Annotated in this window: 17 protein-coding genes and 2 pseudogenes; 8 read left to right on the top strand and 11 right to left on the bottom strand. The window is 62.1% G+C overall.

Features of this window, described 5'->3' with window-relative positions; translation table 11 throughout:
- Positions 1-52: 52 nt before the first annotated feature.
- Positions 53-850 carry a response regulator gene (locus ACS3WB_RS13405; protein ID WP_438275989.1) on the bottom strand — a complete coding sequence of 266 codons (798 nt, stop codon included), beginning with the start codon at positions 848-850 and terminating at the stop codon, positions 53-55.
- A gap of 21 nt (positions 851-871) precedes the next feature.
- Here ACS3WB_RS13405 and ACS3WB_RS13400 point away from each other — a divergent pair, with 21 nt between their 5' ends.
- A complete protein-coding gene (locus ACS3WB_RS13400; protein WP_319798731.1) occupies positions 872-1423 on the top strand; it encodes an invasion associated locus B family protein in 552 nt (183 codons plus the stop codon).
- Between the two features lie 470 nt (positions 1424-1893).
- Positions 1894-8496 (top strand): hypothetical protein, encoded by a 6603-nt coding sequence (locus ACS3WB_RS13395; RefSeq protein WP_438275988.1) that lies wholly within the window; start codon positions 1894-1896, stop codon positions 8494-8496.
- A 116-nt stretch (positions 8497-8612) separates the two neighbouring features.
- Here ACS3WB_RS13395 and ACS3WB_RS13390 read toward each other — a convergent pair whose 3' ends face one another.
- On the bottom strand, positions 8613-8747 hold the full coding sequence (locus ACS3WB_RS13390; RefSeq protein ID WP_438275987.1) for a hypothetical protein: 135 nt from the start codon (positions 8745-8747) through the stop codon (positions 8613-8615).
- A 118-nt stretch (positions 8748-8865) separates the two neighbouring features.
- Positions 8866-11460 (bottom strand): mechanosensitive ion channel family protein, encoded by a 2595-nt coding sequence (locus ACS3WB_RS13385; RefSeq protein WP_438275986.1) that lies wholly within the window; start codon positions 11458-11460, stop codon positions 8866-8868.
- A gap of 471 nt (positions 11461-11931) precedes the next feature.
- Here ACS3WB_RS13385 and ACS3WB_RS13380 point away from each other — a divergent pair.
- Positions 11932-12219, top strand: a pseudogene (locus tag ACS3WB_RS13380) (hypothetical protein); the annotation flags it as partial.
- Positions 12220-12492: 273 nt separating this feature from the next.
- Here the strand turns inward: ACS3WB_RS13380 and ACS3WB_RS13375 are convergent.
- A pseudogene (locus ACS3WB_RS13375) lies at positions 12493-12727 on the bottom strand (ISL3 family transposase); the annotation flags it as partial.
- Between the two features lie 211 nt (positions 12728-12938).
- On the opposite strand from ACS3WB_RS13375, the gene ACS3WB_RS13370 reads away from it, so the two are divergent.
- Both ACS3WB_RS13370 and ACS3WB_RS13365 read left to right on the top strand, forming a co-directional pair.
- Positions 12939-14045, top strand: a complete 1107-nt coding sequence (locus ACS3WB_RS13370; protein ID WP_438275985.1) for a molybdopterin-binding protein — start codon at positions 12939-12941, stop codon at positions 14043-14045.
- A 13-nt stretch (positions 14046-14058) separates the two neighbouring features.
- The gene (locus tag ACS3WB_RS13365; RefSeq protein WP_438275984.1) at positions 14059-16008 is read left to right on the top strand and encodes a molybdopterin biosynthesis protein; all 1950 of its coding nucleotides are present in this window, start codon (positions 14059-14061) and stop codon (positions 16006-16008) included.
- Between the two features lie 3 nt (positions 16009-16011).
- Here the strand turns inward: ACS3WB_RS13365 and mobA are convergent, their stop codons facing one another.
- Positions 16012-16686: a molybdenum cofactor guanylyltransferase MobA gene (mobA, locus tag ACS3WB_RS13360; protein ID WP_438275983.1), complete on the bottom strand. Its 675-nt coding sequence runs from the start codon at positions 16684-16686 to the stop codon at positions 16012-16014.
- Complete coding sequence (gene fdhD / locus ACS3WB_RS13355; protein WP_438275982.1) at positions 16631-17521, bottom strand: formate dehydrogenase accessory sulfurtransferase FdhD; 891 nt, start codon at positions 17519-17521, stop codon at positions 16631-16633. Before fdhD ends, mobA begins: the two co-directional genes overlap by 56 nt.
- Positions 17522-17691: 170 nt before the next feature.
- On the opposite strand from fdhD, the gene mobB reads away from it, so the two are divergent.
- Genes mobB through ACS3WB_RS13340 form a run of 3 tightly spaced genes read left to right on the top strand, consistent with a single transcriptional unit; the run spans position 17692 to position 19773 of the window.
- A complete protein-coding gene (gene mobB, locus ACS3WB_RS13350; RefSeq protein WP_438275981.1) occupies positions 17692-18219 on the top strand; it encodes a molybdopterin-guanine dinucleotide biosynthesis protein B in 528 nt (175 codons plus the stop codon).
- Positions 18220-18228: 9 nt separating this feature from the next.
- Positions 18229-19485: a molybdopterin molybdotransferase MoeA gene (locus ACS3WB_RS13345; RefSeq protein ID WP_438275980.1), complete on the top strand. Its 1257-nt coding sequence runs from the start codon at positions 18229-18231 to the stop codon at positions 19483-19485.
- A gap of 45 nt (positions 19486-19530) precedes the next feature.
- The gene (locus tag ACS3WB_RS13340; protein WP_438275979.1) at positions 19531-19773 is read left to right on the top strand and encodes a sulfurtransferase TusA family protein; all 243 of its coding nucleotides are present in this window, start codon (positions 19531-19533) and stop codon (positions 19771-19773) included.
- Positions 19774-19828: 55 nt separating this feature from the next.
- Here the strand turns inward: ACS3WB_RS13340 and ACS3WB_RS13335 are convergent, their stop codons facing one another.
- From ACS3WB_RS13335 to ACS3WB_RS13315, 5 genes are all read right to left on the bottom strand, one after another.
- Positions 19829-19951, bottom strand: coding sequence for a hypothetical protein (locus tag ACS3WB_RS13335; RefSeq protein ID WP_319797746.1), 123 nt, complete (start codon positions 19949-19951; stop codon positions 19829-19831).
- A 274-nt stretch (positions 19952-20225) separates the two neighbouring features.
- The gene (locus ACS3WB_RS13330; protein ID WP_438275978.1) at positions 20226-21050 is read right to left on the bottom strand and encodes an extracellular solute-binding protein; all 825 of its coding nucleotides are present in this window, start codon (positions 21048-21050) and stop codon (positions 20226-20228) included.
- Positions 21051-21069: 19 nt separating this feature from the next.
- The gene (locus tag ACS3WB_RS13325; protein WP_438276005.1) at positions 21070-21795 is read right to left on the bottom strand and encodes an ATP-binding cassette domain-containing protein; all 726 of its coding nucleotides are present in this window, start codon (positions 21793-21795) and stop codon (positions 21070-21072) included.
- A 2-nt stretch (positions 21796-21797) separates the two neighbouring features.
- Complete coding sequence (locus ACS3WB_RS13320) at positions 21798-22490, bottom strand: ABC transporter permease (protein ID WP_438275977.1); 693 nt, start codon at positions 22488-22490, stop codon at positions 21798-21800.
- Between the two features lie 176 nt (positions 22491-22666).
- Positions 22667-23680 (bottom strand): formate dehydrogenase subunit gamma, encoded by a 1014-nt coding sequence (locus tag ACS3WB_RS13315; protein ID WP_438275976.1) that lies wholly within the window; start codon positions 23678-23680, stop codon positions 22667-22669.
- Positions 23681-23724 lie beyond the last annotated feature (44 nt).

Genomic DNA, 23724 nt, shown 5'->3' with positions numbered 1-23724 from the left:
TTAGCTGGCCACCAGAGCGCTAAATTCGCGATCAAATGCCAGACTCAGCCCTCTAGATAATAGCGGCACGCCGGGCGGCCTCGACGGCCTGCGTCCGGTTGACGACACCAAGCGATTTGAAGATCGCAGTGACATGCGCTTTCACGGTGCGTTCGGAAACCAGCAACTCGCGGCCGATCTCCTTGTTGGAGATGCCGCGGCCGAGCAGCTTCAACACATCAATCTGGCGCTCGGTGAGCGGAATGCTGAAATTTATCATAGCCGTCGGCGGCCTATCGCTTGCCTCCGACGCATCAGTTCGCAACATAATTTGAGGAACATAAACTTCCCCGGACAGCACTAGCTGCAACGCCGATATCAATGTCTGCGGGCTGGCCGATTTGGGCAGATAGCCAAGGGCGCCCGCCGCCAGAGCTTGCCTGACGTGTTCCGGATTTTCCGAAGACGACAGCAGGATAACCGGCAGGTCCGGCCGCCGCTTGCCGATCTCGCGCAGCGCGGACATGCCGTCTTCGCCCGGCATGTTCAGGTCGAGGAAGACTGCATCAAGATCGTCATGGGCATCGACTTCGCGTATCCCACCAGCGGCATCGCCCGCCTCAAGGATTTCGATATCCGCCCTGGTTTGCGTGAGGAGCGCGGCCAATCCAGCGCGCATGATCGAATGGTCGTCGATGAGAAGCAGCTTCACGGCAGGCGGCTCCAGTCGGCAGAGGCGGATCTCAACGCGACATGAATACACGGTAACCGGCCATGGAGCAAAAGCTGGCCCTTTGGTCGTATGGTACATGCCCGTCTTAGAACTTCGACAGCGGTGCGATCGACCAGAAATAGATGGACGGCCGCTCAATTCAGGGGATATGCGTGAGCGATGCAGGGAAGCACGTCAATCGCGCCGTCGACATTTCGAAACATCGTCCGCGCTCGGCTTATAGGCCTGGCTCTCGTCTGCATCAGTGTGGCGGGTCTTTGCGTCACGCTCAACGATGCAAAGGCACAAAACGCCAAACCGGCGCCGGTCTCGAATGGCTGGCGGGTCGAATGTACCAGCGATAGTAAAGTGCTTGATTGTCGGGCATTCCAACAGATTTTACAGCGTGATAACAACCAGATCGTAACCGGCATCACGGTTCGCGTCCCGGCGGAAACCAAAAAGCCGGTCATGATGGTGCAGCTTCCGCTCGGCATTCTTGTCGTTGAACCGATGGCTATAAGGGTCGATGAAGGTACGGCCGAAAATCTGGCCATTCAGACTTGTACGCCATCGGGATGTTATGCCGGTGCGCAAATTTCGGACAAACTGCTCGATGCCATGCGCAAGGGCAAGGTGTTGAAGGTGGCGTTTCAGAACGCCAACAAACAGGCTGTTCTGGTCGAAATGCCGCTGACCGGATTTGTGCCGGCCTACGATAAAATCAAGTAAGCCTTCGCTGTCGGAGCGGAGCACCAAGCCGCCATATCCTCTCGGCGTGAGACTGTCGCGTTCGCATGGCTCCGATGCCTTGGCGACCGCTGCTGTGACCTTGCCTCGAACGGCTGCCCTTAAGTCTTAAGACCTCAAACAGATTGGCTTGCACTTGTTAGAGCGCATCGGGCCGTTCAAAGATAGGCGCGGGACGATTCATTGGGCATGCGCAGCGACGCAAATGCGTTCTGTACGCATTCTCGTGAATACATTTGGGGCAAACCGTGCAACCATCCGACCTCTCCGGTCGTCAGCTTAGATTGCGGCCTAAGCTACGCACCGGCGCTTCTCCGCTTGCAACAACCGTTTTTGCGCTGGCGACTTGCGCGATCGGTCCGGCACGCGCTGATCCCTGCACAATCAATGGTACGACCGCGACCTGCTCGGGCGACCAATCGGCTGGTATACAAATCAATACGGGCAGCGGCTTGACCAGCCTGTTCGTCCAGTCGGTAACGACGAACATCGGGCCGCCGAACGGGATCGCGTTCAGGTCGGAGGGTGCGGATGGCGGCAGCAACGGCAGCGGTGCCGACGGCACGAATCTGAGTGTCACCACCGATGGTACCGTGGTCATTCACGCCACCGGCGCCGCCAGCGGCATCTATGTGTCGAGCACCGGCGGTAATTCTTTTGATGTCAGCCAGGGGCACGGCGGCATCGCCGGTGACGTGACTGTGTCGAATGCCGGGGTGGTTACCACCACTGGCGTCAATGCATACGGCATCCTGGCCCGTTCGATTGGCGGTAACGGCAGGCCAAACAACCAGGACGACGGCGCTCTCGGTGCGCCGGGCGGCGTGGTGACGGTCACCAACGGCGGCACAGCCTCAATCACGACCACAAACGATGGTGCTGCCGGCATCTACGCGTTTTCAAGCTCGGGTCACACCACCAACAGCAGCACCTATGGTATCGGCGTTGGCACCGTCACCGTGACAAACAACGGGTCGATCGAAACCTCCGGGACATCCAGTCTGACTGATCCGCTGTCGTTTGCTCATGGCATCGTTGCCGTCAACATCGCGGGTTCCGGCAGCGACGGCAAAAACGAGAACCGCCTCGGCAGCGCCAGCGGCGGCAATGCCGGCCTGGGCGGCGACGCCAGCGCGGTCACGGTCACGACGACTGACAGCATTACGACGCACGGCAACGGCAGCTACGGCATCTACGCGCAAAGCCAGGGCGGCTTTGGCGGCACCGGCGGCGCGGCCGGCGAGCGGGGTTCGACCAATACTGGTGGTGGTTACGGTGCAGCGGGTGGCCTTGGCGGCGCCGTGACAGTCACGGCTTCAGGCAGCGTGGCGACGACCGCGGATGCCGACGCCATCGGCATTTTTGCCAACAGCGTTGGCGGTCGAGGCGGCAACGGCGGCAGCGCCACCGGCGGTACGGCGGTGGGACGCGACGGCGGCACCGGGGGTACGGGTGGCGCCGTTACCGTGACGATGGACGGATCCGTTGTCGTGAAAACCCATGGTTCCACCAGCTATGGCATCTATGCCCTGAGCCAGGGCGGCGTGGGCGGCGTCGGTGGCGACGCCAGCGACAGTCTGACCATTGACGGGACCAGCGGCAACGGCGGCATCGGTGGTGCGGGTGGGCAGGTGACGATTGCCGATAACGGCGTCGGCGTCCGCAGCGTGACAACGGATGGCGTCAACGCCATCGGCATTTTTGGTGAAAGTCTTGGCGGCCGCGGTGGCGACGGCGCCAATGCGCTGGGTTCCTTCAACGCCAACGCGCGCAATGGTGCGGATGGCGGTGCGGCCGGTGGCGTGACCATCGATACGACTGCCAACGTCACCACGGGTGGTGCAGGAGCATTCGGTCTCTTTGCCTACAGCCAGGGCGGCGACAGCGGCAATGGCGGCCATGCTTTCTCGCTCACCAATGCCAATGCTGGCAATAGCCACAATGCCGGTGCCGGCGGCGCGGTTTCGCTGACCTCCAGCGGCACCGTCACCACAGGTGGAGCAAATGCCGTTGCGCTGTATGCGTTGAGCGCCGGCGGCAATGGCGGCAACGGCAATAGCGGTGACGCGTTCAACGCCGCTGGCGGCAATGGTGGCGCTGGAGGTGATGGCGATATCGTCACCATCAATGCGAACGGAACCGTCAAGACGACCGGCACGGCCGCCTATGGCGCGTTTGCGCAAAGCGCCGGAGGCATGGGCGGCAACGGCGACGACGCCGGCGGTGCTGGCGGTAGCGGCGGCACAGGCGGCGCGGCGGGTTCGGGCAAACTGGTGACGGTCAACGTCGATGGCACCATCAATACCGGCGGTGCGATCGCCTACGGCGTATTCGCCGAAAGCGTCGGCGGTACCGGCGGTCACGGTGGCGGCGGTGCTGGCGTCGTCGCCCACGGCGGCACTGGCGGCAGTGGCGGCAATGCCGACGCTGTGACGGTGACAACATCGACCGCCAGTGAAATCCATACGACAGGTCAGTTGGCGAGCGGCATTTACGCCAAGAGCCTCGGCGGCGTCGGTGGCGACGGCGCCAACGCGGGAGCGGCCTATGCCAGCCCCGGTGCCGGCGGCCAGGGCGGAACGTCCGGTCATGTCATCGTCCAGACGGCCGGCTCGATCATTACCGATGGCTTCGGCGCATTTGGCATCCAGGCCGAGAGCACCGGCGGCGGCGGTGGCACTGCGGCCAGCGGCAGCGGCGTTGTTTCGATCGGTGCCTCGGGTGGATCCGCAGCCAATGGCGGCATCATCGATGTAACCAACGATGGTCGCATTACGACCAATGGCGCTTTCTCCCACGGCATCGTTGCGGCCAGCATCGGCGGCGGCGGTGGCGCTGGAAGCCAATCGGGCAGCCTGGTTGCGCTCGGCGGTGCGGGAAACTCGAGCGGCGACGGCGACACCGTGACGGTCACCAACAATGGCACCATCCGGACCACCGGCGCCGGGTCGTATGGTGTTTATGCTGAAAGCGTCGGCGGCGGCGGTGGCAACGGCGGCGGTGCGTCGGGCTTCATCACCATCGGTGGTGACGGCGGTGGTGGCGGCAAAGGTGGTGACGTCAACGTCTACAACTACAACCTCATCGCGACGAGTGGTCTCGGCAGTCACGGCATTTTTGCGCAAAGTGTTGGTGGCGGTGGCGGCGACGGCGGATCGGCCAGTTCCTATGCCGGTCCTTCGGTTGGCTCGGTGTCGATCGGAGGCAACGGTGGCGTCGCCAGCAATGGCGGCAATGTGCTGGTTCAGAACGACGGCGCCATCAACGTATCCGGCTTCCGCTCCAGCGCGATCTTTGCGCAAAGCACCGGCGGCGGTGGCGGCAACGGCGGCGACAGCATGGGCCTCGGCGTGACTGTGGTGGACTACACCATCGGCGGCAAAGGTGGCGCGGCAGGGAATGGCGGCACCGTGGAGGTCGACAATTACGGAACGATCACAAGTCATGGCGATCTCGCACCTGCTATCCTCGCGCAAAGCGTTGGCGGCGGCGGCGGCAGCGGTGGCGCTGCCTACGCGATCACTGGCAACCTGGTGAATGCAACGGTTGCGATCGGAGGCAGTGGCAACGGCGGCGGTGACGGCGGCACGGTTACCGTCAATCAGACCGGTGCGATCACAACGACCGGCATCGGCTCCAACGGCATAACGGCATTCAGCATCGGTGGCGGCGGCGGCACCGGCGGGACCAGCATGGCACGCTCGATCAGCGCGTCGCCGAAGGGATCGATGGCCCTGGGACTTTCGATCGGCGGCAGTGGCGGTGTCGGTGGTGATGGCGGTGAAGTCACGGTCAACAATACCGGCTGGATCATGACCGGTGGCGCGGCCTCCGTTGGTGTATTTGCCCAAAGCGTCGGTGGCGGTGGTGGAAACGGCGGCGACGCAACCGCGACGGCGCAGGTGATCGTTGCGGGAAATGCGGCTGCGATTTCCGTCGCCATTGGCGGCTCCGGCGCCGGTGGTGGCGACGGCAAGGCCGTGACGATCACCAACAACGGCCGTATCGTGACGCTCGGCAACGATGCGCACGCGATCGTGGCGCAAAGCATTGGCGGCGGCGGCGGCATGGGTGGCGCCGGCCGCGCCAGTTCGGATGCTGACGTGGCTGGTGGGCTGGTGAGCTTTCTTGCGCTCAATTCGGACGATCCGGATCCTACCAAGCCTCCGCCAGAACAGGACAAACCGGAACGCAACGGAAAGAAGACCGACGACGCCAAAAAGGGAGAGAAGGAAGATACCAAGATATCGGTTGCGATCGGTATCGGCGGCAGCGGTGGCGTTGCAGGCGCCGGCGGCACAGTCACGGTCGGCAATACCGGCTCGATCGATACTTACGGCTATGCGGCTTACGGAATTTTTGCCCAAAGCGTTGGCGGCGGCGGTGGCGCCGGCGGTGGTGGTGGCGGCGAGAGCGACGGCGATATCAGCGTCGGTGTTGGCTTGGGCGCCAGCTCGGGCGGCGCCGGCAAAGGTGGCGATGTCATCGTGACCAATACGGGCACAATCGCGACGCGTGGCGGAGATGCCTACGGAATTTTCGCGCAGAGTGTGGGCGGCGGCGGCGGTATCGCGGCGGCAGGTGACGCCAGTGCGGGCACCGATGTAAAAAATATAGGAATCAGCGTCGGCGGCTCAGCCGGAAGCTCCGGCGAGGGTGGAGTTGTTACTGTCAACCAGACCGGTGACGTGACAACGCTCGGCGATCGCGCGGTCGCGATCTTCGCGCAAAGCATCGGCGGCGGCGGCGGTGTCGGCGGTACTGGTCAAGGGGCCGATGGTGGCTCCGTCATGGTTGGCGGCTCGGGTAGCGCAGGCGGCAAAGGCGGCGCCGTTAACGTGACGATGGCCGGCGATATTCTGACCTTCGGTGACGGCGCTCACGGCATTTTCGCGCAAAGCGTCGGTGGCGGTGGCGGTGTCGGCGGCGACGTCTCGGGCAGCAACCCGACCCTGATAAGCCACGCGATGACGATTGGCGTCGGCGTCGGTGGTGCGGGCGGTGGCGGCGGTAACGGCGGTGATGTCACGATCGGCACGACCGGCACCATTACCACATACGGCTACCGGACTTACGGCATCTTCGCGCAAAGCATCGGCGGCGGTGGCGGCACCGGTGGCAGCGGCAATGCCAGCTTCGGCACCATTCCATTCGCGGGTTCTAACGGCGGTGCCGGTTCGGGCGGCAAGATCACCATCGACCAAAGCGGCAGCGTGATTGCGTACGGTCTCGACTCCCACGGAATTTTTGCGCAAAGCGTTGGCGGTACGGGCGGCGACGATATTACGGTCAACCTGCATAGCGGCACGGTTTCCGGCGGCGGCGGATCGGCCGCAGGTATTTACATCGACGGCGGCAAAACCAATTCGGTCACGATTGCCGCTGACGCTACCGTCACTGCGTTGTCCGGTCTGGCGATCAAGGCCACCGACGGCGTCGATCAGAACAACGTCGCGCATGCGACCGGCAATACCGCGATTACGAACTCCGGAAACATTTTTGGTAACGTTGACCTTGGCTCCGGAATCGGCAGCCTGAGCAATCTTGCATCGGGCGTTTTCGTCACCGGCCAAACAATCAATCTCGGCTCAGGCACGATGAGCAATGCCGGCCGGCTCGACCTCGGCGGTATCGGCTATAAAATCAACGCCGCGCTGAACGGGAATTTCATCCAGGCGCCAAGCGGCGTATTGGTGGTCGACGCGGCGTTCGGTGGCACGTCGGATGTGCTTGCAGCGACGGGAACCGCCAACGTGCGCGGCAAAGTCGAGCCTCATCTCGCGTCGTTGATGCCTAACGCGCCAACGACGATCGTCAGTGCCGCCAACGGGTTTGTCGGCACCAACGACGCCACGCCGATCAATAGTGCCAGCGTGACTTATGGTCTGCAGATCGCGGGCAACGATTTGCAACTCAGTGTTCAGAGCGCGCAGTTTGTGCCGCCTGCGTTTGCGTCCTATTTTTCGCCGAACGAGATTGGTGTTGCCAATCAGCTTCAGGGTATCTGGAATGCCGGCGGCGGAGCGGCCGGTATGGGGCCGGTCTTTGCGTACTTCGCCACCATTCCAGATTCCAACACTTACGGCCAATCACTTGATCGATTGCACGGCGCATCCTACGCAAGCCAGGCGTCCGCCGCGATTTTGACCGGTCTCAACTTCACCGACAGCATGATGAGTTGTCACGGGGTTCAAGGCGCGCTCGCCCCCCTTCGCGAAACGGCTTGCGAGTGGACCAAGGTCACGGGTGTTCTGACGGACAAAGGTTCGGCGTCCGGTTCGAACGGATATCGCGATCGTGCCGGGCGCATCCAGGCCGGCCGCCAGATAGAGATTGCACCGGATTGGTTCTTTGAAATCGCGGCAGGTTATGAGTATGGCCACACGACGGTCGGTAATTTTTCCGTCACGCAAGCTGATCGTTATGACATCGGATTGGCGATCAAACGCCAGGTAGGGTCATGGTTGTTTGGCGTGGCCCTCGATACCGGCTACGCCGCGCTCGATACCACGCGCGGCATCAATCTGGCGGGCATCGGGTCTGCCAGAAGCCAATCAAGCATCTGGCGGCTCGATACCCGATTCCACGCGGCTTATCTGGCGGAATTCGGGATCACTTACGTCAAGCCGATGCTCGACTTCGATGTCATTTATAACGCCATGCCTGGGTTTAGCGAGACGGGTGCCGGCGTACTGGGCCTGCGTGTTGCTTCGGCCAGTCAGATGATGTTCGCCTTTGCGCCATCGGTTGAGCTTGGTCAAACCATCATTTGGAACAATGGTCAGGCCATGCGGCCCTATATTCGGGCCGGCGCCACGTTGCTGTCGACCGGCAGCTGGACGATCAACTCCAATTTTGAAGGTGCCCCGGCCGGCGTCGCCTCGTTTGCGTCGGTGAATTCGATGCCGCGTGCCCTGGCCAAGACGTCGGCGGGTATCGATCTCTACGGATTGTGGGGCGTTTCCGGGCTCGATCTGAAGCTGCAATACGAAACACAGTTTACCAGCGGCTATCAGGATCAAACGGGTTCAATCAAGCTGACCCGACGTTTTTGACCTCGCGGAAGAAGATCCGGCTCGCCCCGGGATCACGTAGCTGTCGGTCCCATCTGAATGCGCAAAGCCCGCTATTGGCGGGGTCGCGATACCGTTGAAGGCGGTCGCAACAACATTCAGCGCTGCCGCGACAGCAATGCGCACCAATTGGTGATGATGGACTCGAAGCGCCGGTCAAGCTCGGCGCGCTCCCTCACCTCGCCGTTGAAATGCGCTGCCGCCCCGGCGTTCTCGCGCAGCCGTACCAGCAAGAACAGGCAGGTCTTGTGCGGCGTTGATTTCGTTTGGCTCTGCTGTGGCCGAGGAGCTTTGGTTCTCCGACTATTTCAGCGTTAGCTGAAAGTCTGTCGGCTAAAAGTGAAAGGTCTCCTAGGGTCTGACAAGATTTGCCGATTGTCTTGGTCGATTGGCAACTTGTCCTGCAGCAGGCCCTTTGGCCTCGGCCCTTGGCTTATGAGCGTCACTTGAAAGATATTCCGCCGTCTCACGCAACACGTCGATAGTCTGCAGCGTGACCTCCGTCTGCCGGGACGGAATCGAGATACCGACCTCGTGGAAGGCTTCCAAGATCGCGATCCTTAGGTCAGCGGCCACGTTGCCGCCCGCGCGCAGGTCGACAAAGGCGTAGAGTTTGAACGTGAGACCCTCTACTCCAAAATCTTCAAAATCGAAGGACGGTGCAGGCATTGTCAGGACATTGGGATGATCCTGCGCGACCTTGAGCAGAATTGATTTGACCGCCCGCGGATCGGAGCCATTCGCCACCTTCACCGGAATCGCGATGCGGCGCTTGTTGTCGCGCAATGTCCAGTTCTTCACCTTCTCCGTAATGAAGTAGGAGTTCGGAATCACAACGCTCGCCCGCTCAAACGTCTCGACCTCGGTCGAACGAACGCTGATCTTGCGAACATAACCTTCTTCGCCTCCGACGACGACCAAGTCACCGATCTTGATCGGGCGCTCGGCCAGAAGGATCAGCCCTGACACGAAATTGTTGACGATGCTTTGCAAACCGAAACCGATACCCACGGAGAATGCGCCGGCCAGTATCGCGAGATTGGACAGGTCGAAGCCTGCGTAAGAGAAGGCCACAAGCGTTGCGATGACGACGCCGCCGTATCCCACTCCAACGCGAATCGAATCGCGGAGGCCGCCCGAAATACCCGCCGCCTTGAGAACCCGCTCATCGAGCCAGCCCTGGAAAAGTCGCGCGGCGCCATAGGCGAGCCCGAACACGATCACCGACGCGAGGAGTACCGCAATGGATACATGGGTGTTGCCAACCCGAAAGCCGAAGAAGAGCTGCGTGTACCAGTCGTAGACTTCCGGCCAACTGTAGCCCCACTGAAGCAAGATGAGGGGCACGGACAGTATGATCACGGCAGCCTTGAGCAACAGGCCGATCGGTAGAGCCAACTGCTCGTGCCGCCCGTGTTGCTCACCAAAGCTTTCCTTGAACCAGCGGCCTGTCGCCGCGCGGTCGTCGCCCAAGCCCTGCATCAGTCCATCAACCCATAGCAGCAGGAGGTAGGCAAAGGCCATGATGGAGCTGGTCACGACCAATTGTTGCGCGAGAAACCGAGCAAGCGCCAGGTACCCGGCAAGGGCCGATATGATGATCGCGACCACTGCGATCCAAATAGGCGCCCGCAGCACGGCGAGCAGTCGCGGTGAGATACTTCGGTCCTGATGTTGCCCCTCCAGCGGCGTAAGGAGAATGGCAACGATGATGCCGGCTATAAGCAGGCTCGACGGAAGTGCAACCGCGACCGTCAGTGCAAAGGGGGCCTGCACAACACGGGTAACGATGTAAAGCAATGTGGTCACGCCGTAGACGATTGCGAGCGCCAGAAGCAGCCGGCAAAGCCGACGGGCTGTGCGATCAGACACGGGAATCAACCGCCAATGCGGCATTCTCGGTGCGAACGCGCTGATGACAAGCACGCCGACCGCGAGAACGGTGATGATTGATTGCGCAGTCGAGTAAAGCAGCCAATCGACGCGTTCGGGCAATTGATGCGTGTTAGCGACAAGCCCGTAGAGGAAAGCGATCGGCACCACGACCGGCAATACCCACAGCAAGGCGACGGCGCCGGCGACCGCAACCCGCCGCCAGAAAGGCTGATCGACATCTTCGGATGACCGGCGGCGCAACCGCCAGGTTCCGAAGGCGGCGGCAACAGCGAGCCCGAGCAGGAGCAGTCCGGCTTCGAAAACGACGAGCAACACCTCGTCCTGATCGCGGAGGCTGCCCCACCAGTCGACCATGATGTCGCGAACGCGGTATGTGGCCAACGGGACATAGTCCGGCACTCGCGACCAGGTCTCGGACGAGTAAATGCCAGGGATCGGCTGCAACAGGCGCGTCGCGAAATTTTTTCGACGGATGTCCTGGATGGTATCGATAAGCTTGTCGATGCGCAGGTTGGCGGAGTCGATCTCTTTCTGGCCTCCGGTCAACACCCCGAGGTAGTAGGTCCGGTCAGCCCGGCTTCGTGATACCTCATCCGGCTCGGGTGGCTGACCGGCGGCCGGTGCCGGCCCGAGCAAGCCCAGTTGGTCTTTGGCGGCCGTGAGTGCCGGTTCAAGATGAGTGCGGAAGCTCCCGATCTCGCCGCGAATGCGCTGGAGCTCGCCACGGTAGTCGTTCAGTTCGGAATAGCGCAATCTCGGCTTTTGCAGGTTGCTCTCCAGGCGCGAAAGCTCCTGCTGCCAACCCGTGATACTCTTCTCGATATCAACGCCGACACTCTTGTTGGCACGTATAGTGATCTCGGCCGTGTTGAGTGGAGGCGGTTTTGCTGGCTGCGCGGTGGCTGGCGCAGTTGAAGGAGAACCGGCCTGCGGGGCCACATCAGGATTGGGCGATGTGGGCGCCTGTGCGGTCTGAGCCTGAGCGCCGGCTACAACCAGCAAGGAAAAGAGGCTCAACACCCACGCTACGACCCACAGACGGCGGATCATCGGCAGTTCTCCCACACTTCGATTCTGATGGCGATTCCCCCTCAGCCGTCTCCGAAAACTTGATGGCCAGACAATGACCAAATGTGTGATTTCGGGGTTAGGCCACGTTGGTGCGTAAATATCGATTGAGCCAATGAACATCACAAAAAGTCTGCCATGTGCGAACATCGGCGCGCGCTGAGCTTATGAAGCACCCGCCATTCACAGCTTCAAGACTACGTTTCTAACTGACGGTTGTTGTCCAAACCGATGCATATCAGGTAGCTCGCGAAGCTGCGGCGTAGCCCGCCCATATTTACGCAATTATAATTTGCTCCATCCCGCCTCCTCGCCCCGACACGGGCTTTCTATGGCCGGAACAACTCACAATGGTCGCGGGATTCCGCGATCACCGGCATCGATGGCGTCATATCCCTGAAACATCGTTGGGCGAACGTCCTGAAATTGAGAATCAGCAAACTTGAGATCTTAATGCGAATTCTGGTAGCGACCGATGCCAGACACCCGCAGATCAACGGGGTAGTCCGCACATTGACGTCCCTGCCCCGCAGCGCGTCGACGCTTGGAGCAGACATCGGTGGTCGCAACCTCCCCGCTCAGGCAGCACTGAACACAAGAGGTTTCAAGAGACTTGGCACCTGGACGCGCGGCGTCGATAGAGAACTGTTCACGACCAATGACGTGTTCGAGCTTGATTGGCCGAGACCCATCTTCATGACCGTAGGACGCGTCGCGGTCGAAAAGAATCTCCGTTCGTTTCCGATGCCGGGAGATGAACGACGCGGCCAAGGGTGACGGCGTGAGAGTGTCGCTCGATGATTCTTTCAGAAAGCCGCTCTAATCATTGGTGAGCGTCGCACTGAAGACCCTGTGGAAAGAAAATCCGGCATGATTCCAGGCTCCACTGCGTCTCGATCCAACCAGTCGCGGTTGAACTATTCTCCGGTCTGAGCCTCGCCAAAAACGGGAATATCAGCGAAGGCCCGGAGATTTTCGGCAGACAGCATGCGGGCTTCGACGAGTGTGGGAACGCCTTTCCGCGCAAGTGAGCAGTTTTAGATTGATCGTCGTCGCACCGACTGCGGTGCGGATCACCCCAATGGAACGGCGCGCCGCGTCGAGGAAGGCCGGCGCTTACGTTCTCCATCAGGTGCCAACAGTCGGCGACCTGGACGGCGTCGGGCGGCGCCTTTTCCGCGGGCTCACCGTAGCCGCCGCCACGGTCGCGCGGTACGATCATGGTCTCCGGATAGCCGGAAAGCCAAGCCCACTATCACGAGAGTATCGACTACTTCACCCACGCTGACGTCTATGGAGTGGCGGAGATAATCTTTGCCGAGCGAACGCATCAATCGTGCCACCATCGCAAACTGACGCTTGTCGCATCATATACAGGTCGTAAACTCCCAACCGGCGATGAGCCTCGCATCGCGGGTTTGCGAGATCGCATTCTTATCGTCTGACGACGGACACCTCTCATGACGCAGTGCCTGCCAGTATCGCTCACGCCGCTCGAGGAGGCCGCCGCAACGTTGCTGCACGGGATCAGTGCGGTCGCGCCGGAGAAACTTGCCGTGGCAGAGGTGCTCGGCTGCGTCGCGGCCGAAATGCCGGCTGTTCCATCAACTCCGGCTCAGGATCTTGCCGCCGCTGACGGCTGGGCGGTAAACGCCAGTGATGTGGTTGGCGCCTCCTCCTATTCGCCGCTGGCCGTAGTGAAGCCGCCGACATGGGTCGACTCCAGCGATGCCATACCGCCGCATTGCGACTGCGTGCTCGAAGCCGATGCGATCGTGATGTCAGGTCCTCTCGTCGAGGTTATCGTCGAAGGTGTGCCCGGGCAGGGCGTCCGGCGTGCCGGCAGCGATATCAGCTCGGACCGTCCAGCGGTCGCGTCAGGTCATTTGATCCGTCCGCGCGACCTTCTTATGGCGCGGATCGCGGGGCTGGAAACGCTCAACGTACGCCGCCCGCAGCTCCGCATCGTCAATCTTCCCGGCGGTGCGGCGACAGCGCATCTGATCGCTGACCATGCTCGCGCCAATGGCGCCCATGTCACGGAGATCGAAGCGGCGGCGCGCGATGCGACGTCCGTCGCGGACGTGCTCGATCCGGCCGGCATCGACCTGTTGATCGCCGTGGGTGGCAGCGGCGTCGGCCGCAACGATGCAACGGTCAACGCTCTTGCCCGCCGCGGCACGGTGCTTGTCCATGGCGTTGCGCTGCGACCTGGACGCACCGCGGCCATCGGGCGGACCGGCGCGACCCCTGTTCTGGTGATGCCCGGCGCTCCCGATCATGCACTTGCCGCATGGTTCGCCCTGGCGCTTCCCGTGCTGGAGCGCCTGTCCGGACGGAGATCGCGGCCATCGCGGCGCCTGCCCTTGTCGCGCAAGATCGCTTCGAGCATCGGCCTTGCCGAGATCGCTCTGCTCGAGGAACGGGAGGGCGCGTGGCTTCCCCTCGCAACCGGTGATCTGCCGCTTCATGTCATGGCCCGCGCGGATGCATGGCTGCTGATCCCGGGTTCCAGCGAAGGCTTCGCGGCGGGCACGCCGGTCGATGCCTATCTATGGCGTGAATGACATGGATTGGAAGATGACCGAGGCTCCATCCCCGAACAACCGCGACAGCGGCGAGCAGGACCAATTCCTGACGATCCTGTCGCGCGAAGAAGCTGTCAGACGGTTTGAGGCCGCGCTGTTTCCGCGCGCGGTCACAAGCGAGCAGCGCAGGATTTCGGATGCGCTCGGCAGCGCGCTCGCCGACGATGTGGTGGCGCCGCTCGACGTGCCGCCCTTCGATCGTTCCAATGTTGATGGGTTCGCCATTCGCTCGATCGATCTATCGTCAGCGACTGAAGGCGCTTCGGTGCGGCTCATGCTGAACGACGAAGCGATCGTGTGCGGCACTGCGCCCACCAGGCCGGTGCTATCGGGAACGGCGACGATGATTGCGACGGGCGGCCCTCTACCGCGCGGCGCCGACGCCGTCGTCATGGTCGAGCATACCCAACCGGCGGGTGGCTCCAGCATCGAAGTGCGCCGCACCGCTTCACCCGGACAGTTCGTCTCTTATGCCGGTTCCGACATCGCCCGCGGCGAGACGTTGCTGCGGGCCGGGACGATGGTCGGCTCGCGCGAGGTCGGCATCCTGGCGGCATGCGGCATCGCGAATGTTAGTGTCGTTCGGAAGCCGCGCGTTGCCGTCATCTCGACGGGCGACGAACTGGTGCAGCCGGGCTCACCGCTCCGCCCCGCCGCGATCTACGATACCAACGGCGCGATCATTGCCGCGGCGACAGATGAGAACGGCGGCGACGCGGTCTTTCTCGGCGCGGTCCCGGACGATGACGCGCAGCTCGAGGCGGCGATGCGGCGCGCGCTTCTCGAAAGCGACATGCTGGTATTGTCCGGCGGCACCTCCAAGGGCGCCGGCGATCTGTCCCACCGCATCGTCACCCGGCTCGGCAGGCCCGGCATCATCGCGCATGGCGTTGCCCTCAAGCCGGGCAAGCCGTTGTGCCTCGCCGTGTGTGACGGCAAGCCGGTCGTGATCCTGCCCGGATTCCCGACCTCGGCGATGTTCACCTTTCACGACATGATCGTGCCGGTGCTGCGACGAATGGCCGGCCTGCCGCCGCGCGCCGATGCCAAAGTCGGCGCGAAGGTGCCGGTGCGTATCGCCTCCGAGCTTGGCCGCACCGAATTCGTCATGGTCTCGCTGGTGGAGGGCCGCGACGGATTGATCGCCTATCCAACCGGCAAGGGCTCGGGCGCGATCACCTCGTTCGCGCAGGCCGACGGATTTCTGCGTATCGATACATTGGCCGATCACATGCCGGCCGACACCGAGACGGACGTCACGCTGTTCACGCCGCATGTCCGGGCGCCGGACCTTGTGATCATAGGGAGCCATTGCACCGGACTTGATCTCGTCACCACGCCGCTCGCGCGCGCAGGCCTCATGGTGCGCACGATCGCGGTCGGCAGCCTCGGCGGACTGGCGGCGGCACGGCGCGGCGAGTGCGATCTCGCGCCGATCCATCTGTTCGACGACAAGACCGAGACCTACAACACGCCTTTCCTGGCCGAAGGACTCGAATTGCTGCCGGGTTGGCGCCGCATGCAGGGCATCGTGTTTTGCAAAGGCGACCGACGGTTCGAAGGCGTAAATGCGCAGGAGGCCGTGCGTGCCGCGTTGGCCGATCCCGCCTGCATCATGGTGAACCGCAACCAGGGCGCCGGCACGCGCATCCTGATCGACCGGCTGCTCGCAGGCGCGCGGCCCGAAGGATACTGGAACCAGCCTCGTTCGCACAATGCGGTCGCAGCAGCCGTGGCCCAGCATCGTGCCGATTGGGGCATGACCATTGCTCCGGTGGCGCAGGCCTACGGTCTCGGCTTCATTCCGCTCGCCGAGGAGCATTATGATTTCGCGCTGGTGACCGCGCGAAGGCAACGCCCCGCAGTACAGGCCTTTCTCGACGCGCTGGCATCGGAGGAAATCCGGACGGCACTGGACCATGCCGGCTTTCGGCGGGCGTGACGGTTACCCCCCGTCGAGAGCCGCCAGACGCTCCGCCTCGGCAATGTCCTCGACCGTATTGGCATTGAAGAACGGATCGAGCGGCTCCGCCGGCCAGCTTACGGCAGCGAGCCGGTAGCGTGCGGTCCAGCGGTCGATCTTGCGGATGTCGTCCTTGACCAGCGCGTGGCGAAGCTCCTCGCGCAAGCCGACATGCCAGAGCCCGATCACCGGATGCGTTTGTCCGCCGGACACGGCGACCGCAAGCTGGGCCTTTTCCGCCGCGCGGCCCTGATGCAGGCGCGCGACCAGATCGCGCGGCAGGAACGGGCAATCCGTGGCGACGCTCAGCATCCATTCGACCCCGGGGCGGTTCGCAGCCGCCCAGTCGAGCGCAGCGAGAATGCCGGCGAGCGGCCCGGGAAAATCGGCCACGTCGTCGGCGACGACGGTCAGCCCGAATGTCGCGAACCTTTCAGGGTCGCCATTGGCGTTGAGAATGATCCCGTCGCATTGCGGCTTCAGCCGTGCGACGACGCGCTCCAGAATAGTACGGCCGGCGATCGTCCGCATCGGCTTGTCGCCGCCACCCATGCGTCGCGCAAGGCCGCCGGCGAGTAACACGCCCGGGGTCGGCGGAATCTCAATCGTCACCGCCCTCACCCTTACGCTTGTGCCGCGCCGATTCTTCCTCAACATAGGCAAGATTCTGATCGTAGACGATACGCTCTTCGCCCGACAATACGATGAAGCGTTTTCCCCGCGTGCGTCCGACCAGTGTCAATCCCACCTGTCGCGCCAGATCGACGCCCCAGGCAGTGAAGCCCGAGCGGGAGGCCAGGATCGGAATGCCCATGCGCACGGTCTTGATCACCATCTCCGAGGTCAGCCGTCCTGTGGTGTAAAGGATCTTATCGGCGGGATCGACGCCGTGCTGGTACATCCAGCCGGCGATCTTATCGACGGCATTGTGGCGGCCGACATCCTCGGTATAGCACAGAGGCGTGCCTTCCCTGCAAAGCACGCAGCCATGGATGGCTCCGGCCTCAAGGTAAAGCGACGGCATGGTATTGATCGTATGCGTCATCTGGTACAGCCAGGATGTGCGCAGTTCTGCCTTGGGAAGTTCGACGCTTTCGACAGCTTCGAGCAGATCACCGAACGCCGTGCCCTGGGCACAGCCGGAGGTCTGTGTGCGCTTCTTCAGCTTCTGCTCGAAATTGGTGTGGTGTTCGGTCCTGACCACCACGACCTGCAGATCATAATCATATTCAACCTCGGTGACGACGTCGTCGTATTTCAGCATGTTCTGATTGAGAAGATAGCCTAGCGCGAGGTATTCCGGATGGTCGCCAATCGTCATCATGGTGACGATCTCCTGGGCGTTCAGGTAGAGCGTCAGCGGCCGCTCCATCGGCACCTTGATCTCGACATTCGCGCCGGTCTGGTCGATCCCGGTGACGCGCTGGGTCAACCGTGAATCGTCCGGGTTGGGGACGATCAGGGGGGCCGGCGGTTTTTCGATCTTCATCATACTAAAGACGTTAGCATGACATCGGCATCGAGCCGATATAAACATGTGGAGAATGCCGCCGGCCCATGCTGCGAGCGCAGCAACCAAGTTGGGTCGCGCGGAAGCAGCTTGATTGACCGGCCGCTTCGCTTCGCGATAGCGCAGAAGGCGAGCTGGTTCCGGGGACCGCGATGAAAGTGATCGGCCTGGCTGGATGGAGCGGCGCCGGAAAGACCACGTTGCTGACGCGCCTCATTCCGCATTTGCTGAAAGAAGACGTGAGCATTTCCGTAATCAAGCACGCCCACCACAATTTCGATGTGGACGTGCCCGGCAAGGATTCCTGGCGCCACCGCGAGGCGGGCGCGACCGAAGTCCTGGTGTCATCCGAGCGACGCTGGGCGCTGATGCACGAACTGCACGAAGCTCCCGAACTCCATCTTTTTGAATTGCTGCAAAAGCTGGCTCCGGTCGACCTCGTCGTCGTCGAAGGGTTCAAGCGCGCGACACTGCCCAAGATCGAGGTCCACCGAACCGGCAACGGCAAGCCCTTCCTGTTTCCCAACGACGATCACATCGTCGGCGTCATCGCCGACGTTTCAGTTGAAACCCGGCTGCCGGTGGCCCATCTCGATGATATCTCCGCAGTCGCAACGCTCGTGCGGCGCGCGGCGATGCCGGTGGAGGAGATCGATACCGTGCGCGCGGCGCGGGGCTGAAGGAGCGCAATGGCTCAATTGTCCGATGATTGCTTTGCCTTCGGCGGCCCGATGATGTCGGTCGATGACGCTGTCAGCCTGATCGCGGCGAGCGTCAACGCGATCACGGATTTCGAAACGGTGCCTCTTTCTGACAGCGATGGACGCGTGCTCGCAGGCAACGTGACCGCGCCCTTGCCGCTGCCGCCCTTCACCAATTCCGCGGTCGATGGTTACGCGGCGCGGAGCCGGGATATTGCAAAAACGGCAGAGCAGATCCTGCCAGTGGCCGGCCGCATTCAGGCTGGCGCCGCGGCATGCGGGCCGCTGGAGCCCGGTCACGTCGCCCGAATCTTTACTGGCGCACCGCTCCCGCCGGGCGCTGATACCGTATTCATGCAGGAGGACGTCCGCATCGATCCATCCGGCAAGGTGGTTTTGCCGCCCGGCTTGAAGCCGGGTGCCAATGTCCGTCCCGCGGGTGAGGACATCCGACAAGGCGAGATCGGCCTGCGCGCCGGCCAGCGCCTGCACCCGCAGCACGTCGCGCTCGCGGCCGCCTTCGGCCTGACGCATCTCAAGGTGGTCAGACGGATTCGTGTCGCGGTATTTTCGACCGGCAACGAATTGGCCTTGCCGGGCGAGGCTCGCACCGGTGCGCAACTCTTCGATTCCAACCGCTTCATGCTGATGGCGATGCTGCGCAGGATCGGCTGCGGAATCATCGACCTCGGCATCCTGCGTGACGACCCGATATCGCTCGCCGGCGGCTTGAAGACGGTCGCGGGCGAATGCGATCTGGTCCTGACCAGCGGCGGCGTTTCGACCGGCGAGGAGGATCACGTCAAGACGGCGGTCGAAAGCATCGGGACGCTGGTGATGTGGCGCATGGCGATCAAGCCGGGCCGTCCCGTCGCGATGGGGATCATCGGCGGCACGCCCCTGATCGGATTGCCCGGCAACCCGGTCGCAAGCTTTGTCACCTTCGTCCACGTGGTGCGGCCGACCGTGCTGGCGCTGTCGGGCGCCTTGCCAGAACCGCTTATCCCGATGCCGGTTCGCGCGGCTTTCACCTACAAGAAAAAGTCCGGCCGACGCGAATATGTCCGCGCCAGCTTGCGCAGGGCCGACGATGGTGCGATCGAAGCTATCAAGTTTCCGCGCGAGGGCGCTGGGCTTTTGTCCTCGCTGGTCGATACCGATGGCCTGGTCGAACTCGGTGAGACCATGACCCGGGTCGAGCCCGGGCAGCGCGTCAGGTTTCTTCCCTACGCCAGCCTGCTATGAGGATGCTGCATTGACCTTGGGCGTCCCCACCTTCATCCTGCGCGCATGAACAGGACGAAGCTCGATCTCACCGGACTGAAATGTCCCTTACCCGCCTTGAAAACAAGGAAGGCGCTGAGACCATTACGAGCGGGCGATCAGCTCGAAGTGCACTGCACCGATCCGTTGTCGGTCATCGATATTCCAAATCTGATCCGCGAAACCGGCGACAAGGTCGAGATTACCGAACGCAGCGAGCAGCGCATCGTTTTCCTGATAGAGAAAACCAATGGAGCGGCAGAAGCCTGAATAAAGGCCGCCGCACTTTTCTCATCACGTGCCTATCAGCAGGTACGGCGCCCGATTAAAGGCGAACGGCTGAGGTGGAGAAGGCAACGCTGACCGGCTTCTGAACGACGTTAAGGCCCTCGACGGCCACGAGCGCAAGCACGACAGCGCAGACGCACGCCAGCAGAAAGGCTTTCATTCGAGTATCCTCCAAGCGAGGCACTATTTGCACATCATACCAAATTCCATCTTCCCGGCAAAGCTACAGCGTTTTTGAGCGAAGCGGGGACCGGTTCGCGTGAAGAAAACGCGTTAAATCAAGGCCCGCTTCTGATTCCATCGGAAGCGGAAAGGCTCTGAGTACCGTCTGTTACGCCGGCCTTGCGGGCTTCGCTGATGCGAGCAGTTGCTCCCGTCCGTGCCCTGCAAACCCAGACGGCAGCAGCCGGCGCCGCATCAGCAAGTGCATCCGATCACGCATCCCGATCGTGGGCATTCGGATAGAACAACTGCTCGCCGTTGACCTTATAGTTGGCGATTGCCGCCTGCCCCTCCGGTGAGATTAGCCAATCGATGAACTGTTGACCGAGCTTCGCCTTGACCGTTGGATGCTTTGCCGGATTCACCAGCATGACGCCGTATTGGTTGAACAGGCGCTTGTCGCCTTCAACGACGATGTCGAGGTCACCGCGATTTTTGAAAGACAGCCAGGTGCCGCGATCTGACAGCACGTAGGCATTCGAGGCCGACGCGATGTTGAGCGCGGCTCCCATCCCCTGACCGACCTCCTTGTACCACGGCCCCTCGTCTTTCCCGATGTCGATACCGGCTATTGTCCAGAGCTTGATCTCGGCGATATGCGTCCCGGAACGGTCGCCGCGCGAAATGAACGACGCGCCTTTATCCTTGATGGCGGTCAAGGCCTTGACGATATCCTTGGTGCCCTTGACGCCGGCTGGATCGTTCTTGGGCCCGATCAGGATGAAGTCGTTGTACATGACGGGAAACCGTTTCACGCCAAAGCCTTCGGAGAGAAACTTCTCTTCTGCAGATTTCGCGTGAACAAAAACGACATCGGCGTCTCCACGCCGTCCGGTATCGAGAGCCTGACCGGTCCCTTGCGCGACAACTTTCACGTCGATCCCGGTGGCTTTCTTGAACAACGGCAGGATGTGACCGAACAGTCCTGAATCCTGCGTTGACGTCGTCGAGGCGACGGTAATGAATTTGTCCTGGGCGAGAGCCGGAAAAGCAAAAAACGCCGCGACGGCGGCAATCAGCAATCTGCGGGCGAACATTTGACTTCCTCCGTGTTGGTCAGACAAGCAAATCACCGCTGATGAAGATTTTTGCTTCGTCACTCTGCGGCGCAGTGAAAAACGTTGAAGCGGCGCCGGCCTCCACCACGCGACCATGATGCATGAAGATAATGTCGCCGGCCAAGCGTCTGGCGGATCCCAGGTCGTGGGTCGACATGATGATCTTGATATTGCGCGCGGTGACAGCGCGAATGACGTCCTCGACCGCCTTGGCGGCCGCCGGATCAAGGCTGGCGCTGGGCTCGTCGAGGAAAAGCACCACGGGATCGCGCGCGAGCGCCCGCGCAAGGGCAAGGCGCTGTTTTTCTCCGCCCGACATCCGGCGAGCCGGACGGTCACCGACCCCGGAGAGTCCAACAAGCGACAGCAGCTCGGCGATCCGCGCGTCATGGCCTTCGCGCGGTATTCTGCCCGAAACCTTGAGTGCGTATCGCAGATTCTCGGCGGCCGTGCGCCTGAGCATCACGGGATGTTGAAACACGATCGCCCGACGCACCGGCGCGACGTTCTCCCGTCCTCCCCAGGTGATGGTCCCCGCGGACGGCAATGTGAGCCCCATCGCGATGCGCAGGAACGTCGTTTTGCCCGAGCCGTTCGGCCCGATCAGCACCGTTGGAGACCCTGCTCCCAACGCAAGCGTGATCCGGTCGAGAATGGTCACGCCATGAGCCTCGACGGTAACGTTGCGAAAACAGATCGGCAACTCGGCGCTGGGAGCCCGCATGGTCATCCTGCGTATCGCTGGGCCGTTCGCCCTATGACCCATGCCAGCGCATTGACCAGCACGACGATGGCCATGAGAACCACGCCTAGGCCGATGGCGAGCGGTATGTCACCCTTGGACGTCTCCAGGGCAATGGCGGTCGTCATCGTCCTGGTGAAACCATCGATATTGCCGCCGACAATGATGATGGCCCCTACTTCTGCTGCCGCTCGCCCGAATCCGGCGAGCACGATGGTGATGAGGCTGAAACGGCCGTCCCAGATCAGCGTTCCGACGCGCCGCACTGCGCCGACATTCATCGCGGTGAGTTCGTCGCGATATTCCCCCCAGAGGTCCTCGATGGTCTGGCGCGTCAGCGCGGCGATGATCGGCGTCACGAGGACGACCTGCGCAAATACCATCGCGGTCGGCGTAAACAGCAGACCTAATGGACCGAGCGGGCCCGACCGCGAGAGCAGGAGAAAAACGGCCAGGCCGGCGACAACCGGCGGCAAGCCCATCAACGCGTTGAAAACGACAATGACGGCGGTCCGGCCGGGAAAATGCGTGAGCGCAATGCACGCGCCGATGGGGACGCCGACCAGCGTCGCGAGGCCGACCGCGCTCATGCTCACGATCAGCGACAGCCGGACAATCCCAAGCAGCGCGGGGTCGCCAGTCAGCAAGAGTTGAAATGCTGAGACGCTCGGATCCATGCTCCTTATATTGCGCGAACTCCGCGGGAATGGTCAATTTCCAAAAAAACCGGAGCCTTTCGCCTCTGATGAATCAGAAGCGGCCTCCAGAATTTTGATTTGACGCATTATTCTTCGCGCGAACCGACAATCTGTCCACGCGTCGAACCCGAGGGATGGCCCGAGGCCGGCCGACGCTACTCCGCGGGCGTGGCCGACGTCCGACGCGGCGTTTTATTGACGCCGGTACGGGCGTTTTGTTCATCAAGCCAGAGACTGTGATGTTCCCTGGCCCAGTTCACGTCCACCGTGCCTTCGCCCATCGCCTCGAAGGCTCCCTCCATTCCGATCGTGCCGATATAGATATGGGCCAGCATGACGGCGATGAACAAAACCGCGGCCACGGCGTGAACGACGTGCGCGAGTTGCATGCCTTCGATACCCGTCAGATAGAAAGGAAACATCAACTGATAGCCGGTCGCAGCGACAAGACCGCCACCGATGACGACGATCCAGTAGACACCCTTCTGACCGGCATTGAAGCGGTAGGCCGGCGGATGGTCATGACCGACCATCCCGCCACCGCGCTTGAGCCACTCCACGTCGACCTTGTTGGGGATGTTGCCGGCGATCCACATCAGGAAAATCAGGACGACGCCGAGGGTGAAGGGAAAGCTCAGGTAATTGTGCGCATACTTCGCCCACTGCGACCATTCCGAGAATGCTTCAAAACCGATCAGGGGCAGCAGCAGCGGGCGGCCGAAGGTTATATTCAGGCCCGAAATCGCGAGAATGACGAAGCAGGTCGCGGTCATCCAGTGCACGAAGCGCTCGAAAGCCGAGAAGCGGACAATGGTGCGGCCGGAGCGACCGCTTTCGATGCGCACCATGCCCCGCGCCAGATAGAAAATAATGAGGAGGGCAAGCATCCCGAGAATTGCGATGCTGCCGATCCAGCGCAGTGTGACGTTGCGGAAATGCCGCCAGTCCCTGCCGGCCGGCTGTTCCAGCACTCCTGAGCGTTGATTGGGGATGCTGACGCGCCCCTGGATACGGTTGTGTTCCTGAAATAGCCCCTGCTCCGTCACCGCGCTCGCATTCGGGTCAACGCGGGACGGCTCTTGGGCGGATGCGGGAATCGCCGAAACGACGATGACGAACGCGATCCAGGCGCAGGCGGCAAAGCGGACATACCTTGCAAAGGACGCCATGAGGAGTCTCCCTCGATTTTCAGCCGCGCCCGTCGCGCAGCCGC

The sequence above is a fragment of the Nitrobacter sp. genome (genome assembly GCF_051535215.1).
GTDB lineage: Bacteria > Pseudomonadota > Alphaproteobacteria > Rhizobiales > Xanthobacteraceae > Nitrobacter.
This window is presented reverse-complemented; position numbering and strand designations above follow the sequence as displayed.

What these genes read in the sequence shown, in the direction of transcription:
- ACS3WB_RS13400 (WP_319798731.1), top strand. Translation starts at nt 872, where the DNA reads ATGCAGGGAAGCACGTCAATCGCGCCGTCGACATTTCGAAACATCGTC.
- ACS3WB_RS13385 (WP_438275986.1), bottom strand. Translation starts at nt 11,460, where the DNA reads ATGATCCGCCGTCTGTGGGTCGTAGCGTGGGTGTTGAGCCTCTTTTCC.
- ACS3WB_RS13370 (WP_438275985.1), top strand. Translation starts at nt 12,939, where the DNA reads ATGACGCAGTGCCTGCCAGTATCGCTCACGCCGCTCGAGGAGGCCGCC.
- ACS3WB_RS13365 (WP_438275984.1), top strand. Translation starts at nt 14,059, where the DNA reads ATGACCGAGGCTCCATCCCCGAACAACCGCGACAGCGGCGAGCAGGAC.
- mobA (WP_438275983.1), bottom strand. Translation starts at nt 16,686, where the DNA reads ATGTTGAGGAAGAATCGGCGCGGCACAAGCGTAAGGGTGAGGGCGGTG.
- fdhD (WP_438275982.1), bottom strand. Translation starts at nt 17,521, where the DNA reads ATGATGAAGATCGAAAAACCGCCGGCCCCCCTGATCGTCCCCAACCCG.
- mobB (WP_438275981.1), top strand. Translation starts at nt 17,692, where the DNA reads ATGAAAGTGATCGGCCTGGCTGGATGGAGCGGCGCCGGAAAGACCACG.
- ACS3WB_RS13345 (WP_438275980.1), top strand. Translation starts at nt 18,229, where the DNA reads ATGGCTCAATTGTCCGATGATTGCTTTGCCTTCGGCGGCCCGATGATG.
- ACS3WB_RS13340 (WP_438275979.1), top strand. Translation starts at nt 19,531, where the DNA reads ATGAACAGGACGAAGCTCGATCTCACCGGACTGAAATGTCCCTTACCC.
- ACS3WB_RS13335 (WP_319797746.1), bottom strand. Translation starts at nt 19,951, where the DNA reads ATGAAAGCCTTTCTGCTGGCGTGCGTCTGCGCTGTCGTGCTTGCGCTC.
- ACS3WB_RS13330 (WP_438275978.1), bottom strand. Translation starts at nt 21,050, where the DNA reads ATGTTCGCCCGCAGATTGCTGATTGCCGCCGTCGCGGCGTTTTTTGCT.
- ACS3WB_RS13325 (WP_438276005.1), bottom strand. Translation starts at nt 21,795, where the DNA reads ATGCGGGCTCCCAGCGCCGAGTTGCCGATCTGTTTTCGCAACGTTACC.
- ACS3WB_RS13320 (WP_438275977.1), bottom strand. Translation starts at nt 22,490, where the DNA reads ATGGATCCGAGCGTCTCAGCATTTCAACTCTTGCTGACTGGCGACCCC.
- ACS3WB_RS13315 (WP_438275976.1), bottom strand. Translation starts at nt 23,680, where the DNA reads ATGGCGTCCTTTGCAAGGTATGTCCGCTTTGCCGCCTGCGCCTGGATC.